3 protein-coding genes and 1 pseudogene are annotated in these 8,917 nt (G+C 74.9%); 2 read left to right on the top strand and 2 right to left on the bottom strand.

From position 1 onward, the window contains the following. Both AC13HU_RS24235 and lanM read right to left on the bottom strand, forming a co-directional pair. A partial coding sequence (locus AC13HU_RS24235; RefSeq protein WP_483044054.1) for a lanthionine synthetase LanC family protein occupies positions 1-441 on the bottom strand: 441 nt, incomplete at its 3' end. 112 nt (positions 442-553) lie between these two features. After that, positions 554-3,265 (bottom strand): annotated as a pseudogene (gene lanM, locus AC13HU_RS24230) (type 2 lanthipeptide synthetase LanM); the annotation flags it as partial. 735 nt (positions 3,266-4,000) lie between these two features. On the opposite strand from lanM, the gene AC13HU_RS24225 reads away from it, so the two are divergent. After that, positions 4,001-6,238, top strand: coding sequence for a peptidase domain-containing ABC transporter (locus tag AC13HU_RS24225; protein WP_483044053.1), 2,238 nt, complete (start codon positions 4,001-4,003; stop codon positions 6,236-6,238). Next, entirely contained in the window at positions 6,235-8,817 is a 2,583-nt protein-coding gene (locus tag AC13HU_RS24220) for a lanthionine synthetase C family protein (protein WP_483044052.1), read from the top strand. Before AC13HU_RS24225 ends, AC13HU_RS24220 begins: the two co-directional genes overlap by 4 nt. Positions 8,818-8,917: the final 100 nt, after the last annotated feature.

Below are 8,917 nucleotides of genomic sequence, written 5' to 3'. Positions count from 1 at the left end.
GGCGGGCACCTGTTCGGGAGCCGCGATCCGCAGCAGGCCGTGACCGACCCCGGCAAGACCGCTCATGAGTCCCGGCGTCGCGATGCCGCCCGGCGTCCCGCAGACCGGCCCGTCCCGCTCGATCCGCGCCACCGCGGCCGACGCCTCGCGGCGCCAGGCGAGTTGGGCCGTCGGATCGTCCAACGCAGCTGTGGCGGCGAGCAGTTCGAGGTTCCCCAGCGCGCCGTGGCACAGGCTGTGGTTGCTGTGCCGGCCGAAGCTGGCGGTGCTGTCCAGCGCGCGCCGCAGGTCCGCGAGATTCTCCAGGCCGGCGCCGGTCTCGGGGGCCGTCGCGTACGCGTGCAGGACCGCGGCCCGGGAAAGGCCGACACCGGGCGCCCCGTGGCACCAGGTGTGCTGGCCGCTCGGCTCCGCCTTGCGGTGATCCGGCCAGTTGCCCAACTGCTCGTCGTAGGAGCCCCGTTCGTAGGCGAACGCGCGCAGGCCGGCGCGACAGCAGCGCCCCGCCGCGGCCCGCGGCGCCGTGCGAGACGCCGCGCAGCGGGCGGTGCGCCAGCCCCGGCCACGCGAGGCCGTCGCCGGCCGGGACCGCGCCGGCGACGAGCACCTCGGCGCAGCGCTCGGCCAGCCGGTGCGCCGCCGGCCCGTGACCTGCCGACAGCGCCTCGGCCACCGCGAGGCAGCCCGCGGTGCCGCTGATGACGTCGTGGGCGACGTCCTGCGACACGCGCTCCCGGGCGAGTTCGAGCAGCGGCGCGACAAGTGCCCCCGCGGACGGGTCGTCGAGCAACGCGGAACAGCAGGCCAGGGCGTACGCCACACCGGTCATGCCGGTGAACGCCCCCACGATCGCCTCGGCTTCGTGCTCGCCGCCGCCGCTGAGCACCTCCTGCGCGTAACCCGCGACCGGGTCGAGGACTTTCCTGGCGAGGTCGGCGTGTGCCGGCTCGCCCGTGACGCCGGCGAGCTGCGCCAGGAACAGGGCGATGCCCGCGTACCCGTTGTACAGATCGACACCCAGCGGCCGCACCGACCAGCGCGACTCCTGCCACAGGTCGAGTCCGAGCCAGCCGATCCGCCCCCCGCTCGCGTACGCCGACGCTGCGAGGCGGTCCGCGACGGTCCGCGCGACGGCCAACGCCCGCTCGGGCAGGGCGTGTTCGGACAGGGTGGGGGCAGACGCGGCGGCGTCGTCGGACGGTCCGGGCTCGGCGCCGCTCACCCGCGTGGCCAGGTGCGCCGAGACGATCCACCGCTGGTCGTCCAGGTCGCGCTCGCCCATGCCGGCCAGGGTGCGCCCGACCCGGGCCGCGCCGGATTCCGGCAGCAGGTCCTCGACGACCGCGCCGCCGGCGGTGCGCACGTCGCGGGAACCGGCGCGGGCGGTGAACAGCGGCACGTCGCCCGCCCACAGGTCGGCGACCTCGTGCCGGACCAGCCGGGCGCGGGCCGGATCGGTCGCCGCCCTGGCCCACAGCACGCCGAACACCTGATCCCGGTCGAGCGCGTCGCGCAGCACATCGGGGTGCGTGGTCTCGGCGAGCAGCGTGGAGTACTCGTGGGTGGGCCGCGGGATGATGCGCGCGAGGTCGTCCACGAAGGACGCCAACGGCCCTTCCGGTGCCAGCAATTCACCGCGTCCGGCGGCGATCGCCGCGTACCCCTCGCGGTAGCCGTCCAGGAGCGGGGCCGCGTACCGCACCGCGTCCAGGTCCGCGCCGTCCAGCCGGGGCCGGTTCTGGCTGCTGCCGAGTACGGGCTGGACCCGGTCCAGGCGCATCGCGTCGGTGCCCGCCCCGGTCCAGTCCACGACGAGGTACGGCAGCGCCGCGTCCTGGTCACCGCCCATGCCGCCCGCGTCGAACGCCTGCCCGTCGGCGCCGATGACCACGGAGGGCAGCAGGCCGACCCGGCCCACCGACTCGCGGTACGCCGTCACCGCCGGGTCGCCGTCCAGGGTCGGGCTGCCGTAGGAGCGGGGCAGGTCGGCGCAGAACAGCGATTCGAGGTCGATCGGGACGGGCTGGTCGCCGACGGCGATCAGGTTCTCGAAGTGGAAGTCGACGCCGCCCAGGCTGTGCAGGAGCGCAAGCAGCGTGCCCTGGCGGTGGAAGTAGCGGGTCGCGGTGGCGCCGTCCGCGCAGGGCGCCGGGTCGACGAACTCGACCCAGCCGTGGTCCCCGCGGTCGATGACGGTCAGCGTCAGCAGCCGGGACGAGTCCGGCAGCCGCCCGTTGTACCAGTCGATCACGTCGTTGAAGTGGCGGTGCATGCTCAGCGGCCGGGGCTTGTAGACCGCCCGGGCGCCCGAGGCGAAGGTGGCGACGCCCACCGACCGGCCGCCGTCGTGCGTGTCGCCCTTGGCCAGTTCGACGGAGGTGAGGGGGCCCGGGTCGGCGCCGCCGAACAGCCGGCGCACCACCTCCGGCCGGTCCTGCGCGAGCCGTTGGAGGAACTCGGCGTGGGAAGCGGCCACTTGCCCGGCCGTGGCGATCAACAGACGGGCCAGCACGGCGTACTCGTCGAGCAGTTCGGCGAGCGGCACAGGGCGGCGGAAGTGCCGGACGAACGACCAGAAGCGTTCCTCGGGCGAGTCACCCTCGAGCCGGCCGGTGACGCGCAGGACGTTCAGTTCGAGCACGAGCACCCGGCTGGCGAGGCGTACGAGCCGCCGGGTGACCTCACCGCGCGCCGCGTCCCTGACCACCGCGCGGTCCGCGGCGCGGGAGGGGCCGACGCCGTCGGTCGCGGCGTCGAACAGCAGCAGCGACTCGCGGACGAACGGCTCGACGATGAGCGCGAAGCCGCGGTGCCATCCGCCGTGTTGGTCGCCGCCGCGGGCCGCACGGCCGGCCGGATCAGCCGCGCCGTCGTCTCCGGTGCCGTCGTCTCCCGTGCCGTCTCCGGTCGCCGACGCCGCCACCCGTTCGGCGTCCAGGGCCCACGCGGGCTTGGCCACGCGGTGTGCGAGGTGCTCGGGCCGTTCGGCCAGCAGCGTCCTGAGCTGCCGCGGCGTGCCGCCGTACTCGCCCGTCTGGCGGTCGAGCGCGTCCTCGGCGAGGTCGGCGAAGGCGTCGCGCCAGCGCTGAAGTCGGATGTCGGCCACGGCCGCGGCGTCCTCGCCCTCGGCCGGGCCCGCGTCGCCCTCGGCCGGGCCCGTGCCGTCGGCGTCCGGCCACCCGGTGGCGCAGCGCTCGTCGAGGCGTAGCGCCCGGACCCACCACGACCCGGTCAGGGCCGGCCGGCTGCGACGCTCCCAGGGCATGGTGAGCGGGCGGGCAGCGGTCGGCTGGGCCTTCGACACCACAGGGGCCTCCCTCGTCGCGATCGGGTACCTGGTCATGAGTCGACCGCGGGGTGCCGCTGCGCCGCATGCGCGTTCACCACCCACATTTGCGCGGGGGCGAGGCCCGGCCGCCATAGGACAGGGCCGGCAAGTGCGGGGGCCGGGGCGGAACTTGGGTGCTCATCACTCATGTCCGTGATCCGGGCCACTGCCATCGTCGATCCCGGTCACGCCGGTCCGGCGCCGGTCAGGCACCAGCCGGAACCCGACGTGCCCCACCGCGCCCCGACCCACCCGCACGAGCGGACTTCGCCGCGCGCTTTCGACGAGGGAGGAGGGTCTTGTGCCGAGAGTTGACGAGAACGGGCCGGTGCGCCTCGCCCCCGCCCGCTCGGCGCCGCCCGCCGGCCGGTCGACCCGCGCCCTGCCGGTGCTCGAACGGCCGGTGGTCGAAGAGCCGGTGCTCGAACGTCCTTCGGTGCTCGAACGGTTGCCGGCGCCGGACCGCGTCGGACGCGCGACCCCGGGCCGCACGGACGGCGCGACCCCGGGGCCTGTCGTGCGGCACGGGTCGCCGTGCGGCACCCCCGGCGCGCTCCCCTCGCCAGGGCCGATGCCAGGGCCGACGCCAGGGCCGGCCGGCATCGGCCACGGCCTGCTCCGTAGCGCCGCGCCGGAAAGCGTCGCGTCCGTCCTTCCACTGGAGGAACAGCCATGAGCCTCCCCCCGTTCGCGCGTCGCCTGCTCCCGGCCCGGCGGATCCCGCTGCGCGTCCAGCTGACCAAGACCGAGTGCGGCGCCGCGTGCCTGGCGATGGTGCTCAGCTTCCACGGCCGGCAGACATCGGTGCCCGAGAGCCGTTCGTGCCTGGAGACGGGACGCGACGGCGTCTCCGCCGGCGAGATCGCGCGCGCCGCCGAGGCGTTCGGGCTCCAGGTGACGGTGGACACCTCCGACGACGGGTGGGCACGGCCGCAGAGCGGGCCGACGATCGCGTACCTGTCCCGTCACCACTTCGTCGTGGTGGCCAAGGTGTCGCGCGCGCACGTCTGGATCGTCGACCCCGGCGCCGGGCGGCGTCGGCTGCCCCGTGCCGCGTTCGCCGAGGAGTACGGTGGGGTGCTGCTCCGGTTCGCGCCGGGCCCGGACTTCATCCACCGGCGGCGGGCCGTCCGGGACATGCCGATGGTGCGCTACCTGCGGCAGTTCGTCGCCATGCCGGGCGGGCGGCGCCGGCTCACGCTCGCCGCGCTGCTCGCCGCCGGCCTCCAGGGGCTGGGGCTGGCCGCGCCGATGGCGACCAGGGTCATCGTCGACTCGGTCATCCCCGGCCACCGGGTCGGCTCGCTCGGCTTCTTCTTCGTGGCCGCGGTGGGCATCGCGGTGCTGTGCGGCGTGCTCGCCTCAGCCCGCGGCCTGGCGATGCTCGCCCTGCGCGTGCGCGGTGACCAGCGGTTGAGCCGGGAGTTCGTGACGCATCTGTTCGCCCTGCCGCTCGGCTTCTTCGGCGACCGGGGCCGGGGCGACCTGCTGATGCGCCTGGCGAGCGTGTCGTCGACCCGGGAGGCGCTGACCCAGCAACTGCTCACCACCGTCCTCGACGGTTGTCTGCTCTCCGGGTACGTGATCGGCCTGCTGGTGAGCGCGCCGCTGTTCGCGGTGGCCGTGGTCCCGCTGTTCGTGCTCCAACTCGCCGTCGTCACCGGCAGTTACCGCAAGACGCGGATTCTCGCGCAGCAGGAGCTGGCGGCCAAGACCGAGGAGCAGGGCTACCTCGTGGAGGCCCTCGAAGCGATCAGCGCGTTGAAGGCCAACGGCGTGGAGCAGCGCGCCACCGCCCGCTGGGAGCGGCTGTTCACGACGTACCAGACGGCCAGCGCGCGCCGCGGCCGATGGAGCGCCTGGCTGACCGGCGCCCAGAAGGGCCTGAGCATGTTCGGGCCGCTGGCGCTGCTCTGGCTGGGGGCGTGGCTGGTGCTCACCCACCGGATGAGCGTCGGCGCGATGCTCGCCGACAACGCGATCGCGCTGTCCGTCCTCAGCCCCGTCGAGACGTTCGCCAACTCCGGCCAGATGTACCAGGGCATCAGGGCGCAGGTCGAGCGGGTCTTCGACGTCCTCGACGCCCCGCGCGAGCGGTCCGGCACCGTCCGGCTGCCCGTGGCGGCAACGGCCGCCATCTCCCTGAGCGGTGTGGCGTTCCGCTACCCGGGCGGTCGCCGCTCGACGCTGGAGGACATCACCTTCACCGTCGCCGCCGGGCAGAAGACGGCCATCGTCGGCAGGACCGGGTCGGGCAAGAGCACGCTCGGCGGGCTGCTGCTGGGCCTGCACCTGCCCGAGCGCGGCGAGATCCGGCACGACGGCGTCGCGCTGGCCGATCTGGACCTGCCGGACCTGCGCTCGCACTGCGGCGCCGTGCTGCAGGACCTGACCCTGTTCGACGGTTCGATCCGGGACAACCTGGTGCTCAGCAGACCGGACGCCGGACTCGACGAGATCGTCAGGGCGGCGCGGCTGGCCGGGCTGCACGACGACGTCGCCGCCCTGCCCATGGGCTACGACACGGCGGTCGGCGAGGGCGGCACCGGACTGTCGGCGGGCCAGCGCCAGCGGGTCGCGCTCGCCCGGGCCCTGATCCACCGGCCGCGGCTGCTGCTGCTCGACGAGGCGACCAGCCATCTCGACCCGGAGACCGAGCGCCGGGTCGACGCGGCGCTCAGCGAGCTCTCCATCACCCGTGTCGTCATCTCGCACCGCGTCAACGCGGTCCGCAACGCCGACCAGATCATCGCGCTGGAGCAGGGCCGGATCGTCCAGCGCGGCGACCACCGCCGGCTGATCGCGCAACCGGGCGTCTACCGCGACCTGTTCGGCCACGACGAGGCGGGCGGCGCCGACGCCGACCTGACGGCGCCCGCGGCCGGCCGGCGCGTGGAGGTCACCTCATGAGCATCGACCTGTTCACCTTCGCCGATCCCGACTTCTACCTGCCGCTGTCCGCGGTCGCGGACCGCGCGCCCCACCTGCGGCCGGGGACCGTACCGCGGGACTGGACCGCCGCCAGGACCGGGTGGTGGACCCAGTGGACGCCCGACGGCGGCCGGCGGTTCGGGGAGGGCGACCTGCGGATCTACGCCGCCGCACGTCCCGAACGGCTCCAGCAGGTCCTGGACGCCTTCGCCGCGGCGTGCTTCGCGCGCGGCATCCCCTTCCGGCACGTCGCGAACCGGAGCGTCCACCGGCATCTGAACCACCCGCACGGCTCGCGGGCGCAGGCGGGCAGGTTCTGCGTCGCCGCCCCCGCCGACGAGGCCGCGTCGGAAGACCTGCTGCGGGCGCTGCACATGGCGGCGGTCTTCGAGGTCGGGCCCGCCGCGCCGGCCGAGGCGCACCACCAGGGCACGTCGGCCGTGTACCCCGGCCGCGTTCCCGCCCCGGCCGCGTCCACGATCCGCCCGGACGGCACGCGGTCCACCGAGGACTACCTGATGGACGGGCCCGTTCCCGCTCCCGTGCCGCCCGAGGGCTTCGAGGTGCGGCGGCTCAAGGCGGCCTCCACCGCCGGATACTCCTTCACGGCGCGCAACGTGCTGGACGGGTCCGAGATCTTCGTCAAGCAGGCGTTCCCGCACGCCGGTCCGACCGAGAGCGGGGGTTCGGCGGCCGATCGGCTGCGCGAGGAGTGGCGTGTCCTGACCCGGGTCCACAAGGAGGCGCCCGGCCTGTGCCCGCGCCCGCTGGTCTTCGTCGAGGGGCGTCAATACCCGTATCTGCTGGCCGAGTTGGTCACGGGGATGCCGCTGACCTCCTGGGTGGTCGCGAACAGCCCGCTGGCCGACCCGGCCGCGTCGGCGGGCGACTGGGCGCGCTACCACCGGCGGGTCGCGGACCTGATGACCCGGATCGAGCGCGATCTGCGCCGCCTGTGGCTCCTCGGCCACCCGGTGGACCGCGTCGAGGCGCGCGACGTCCTCATCGACCGCGACGACGGCGTCCGGTTGACCGGCGGTTTCGGCTGCGCGGGCATCGGGAGCGGCTCGGACGATGCCGATGCCGATGCCAGTGCCGGTGACAGTGACAGTGACGGCGGCGACGCCGGTGCTGGTGCCGCCCGACGGGGGAGCGCCGACGGCCCGTCCGCGACAGCCGCCCGTCTGGGGTTGCTCCTGCTGACGCCGCTGGCGCCGCTGGCCGAGCGGAACCCGGGCGTCCTGGCGCACATCCGGCGCGACCTCACCGAGCGCGGCCCGGTGCCGCCGGAGCTGTGGCGCGGGGTGACGCGCCTCGCCGGCTCCTCCGTGAGCGCGGCGGCCATCGCCGAGGTGCCCACCCCCGAACAGGTCGACGCCGACGAGCGCAAGGCCCTCATCGAGCTGCGCGACCGCGTCGCGGCGGGCATCGTGGACGCCGCGGCCGACCGTCCGTGGGGCGTCTTCCCCACCGTCCCGCAGGGCTACGAGACCAACACGCTCGGCGTGGCCTACGGCACCGCCGGCGTCGTGCACGCCCTGCGCGCGTCCGGGGTGGAGGTCCCCGACTGGATCACCCGGCGGCTGCGCGCGGACGCCCTGGCGCAGGCCGACTCCCTTGCGCCCGGGCTCTATTCCGGCCTGGCCGGCATCGCCTGGGTGCTGGCCGACCTCGGTTTCCACGACGAGGCGAGCCGCCTGCTCGGCGCGGCGGACCGCCATCCACTGACCCGCGACTCGGCCACCCTCGCGTGGGGCGCCGCGGGCGTCGCCATGGCGCACCTGGCCCTCTACGGGCACAGCCGCGACGAGTCCCACCTCGACCGCGCCCTGGAGCTGACGCGCCTGCCCGAGCAGCCGGGCGCGCTGAGCGCGCTGCTCGGCCCGCACGACATGACCGGGCTGTACTACGGACGCACCGGGATCGCGTACGCCCTCCAGCAGGTGGCGGCCGTCACCGGCGAGGACCGCCTGCGGCGTGACGGCGTCCGGCTGCTGCACGCGGAACTCGACCGGGCCAGGGAGTCGGGGAACGGCGAGCTCGTCTTCCCGGTCTCCGCGAAGGACCGCAGGGGCATGTACTACCTGCACTGCGGCACCGCCGGTTTTCTCACGGTGGCCGCCCGCCACCTGGCCGCGGGACCGGACGAGCGGCTGGCCCTGGCCGTGCCGAAGCTCGTCGGGAAGTCGTCGATCACATACGTGGCCCACGCCGGGCTCTTCCAGGGGCTGGCCGGACTGGGGTTCGCCCTGGCCGAGTGCGGCCGGCTGCTCGGTGACGAGCGGGCGCGGGCGGCCTCGTGGAAGTCGGCGCGCACGCTGTTCGCCCACGCGCTGCCCAGCGGCGGAGCCGTCCGCGTCCTCGGGGACCTGCGGCTGCGCCACAGCTGCGAGTTGTGGAGCGGAGCGTCCGGTGTCCTGCTGTTCCTCTCGCACCTGCTCGACCAGCGGCCCGACCCGCTCTTCAGCGTCGACTCCCTCGCCCGCCGCGCCGGCCCGCCGGCCCCGGCGCGCACTCCCCAGATGTCCGCCCATCACCCGATGGCGCGGAAGCCGTGAAGACACAACAGATCAGGAGAGACCCATGAGCCAGGTGCTGAACCTCCAGGAGATGGAAATCCCGGCCCCCGACCAGCAGCAGGACGTAGAGGGCAGCTAC

Source organism: Streptomyces sp. NH27, assembly GCF_056859195.1.
The sequence above is the reverse complement of the archived record's forward strand: the minus strand, read 5'-3'. Positions and strand labels throughout refer to the sequence as shown.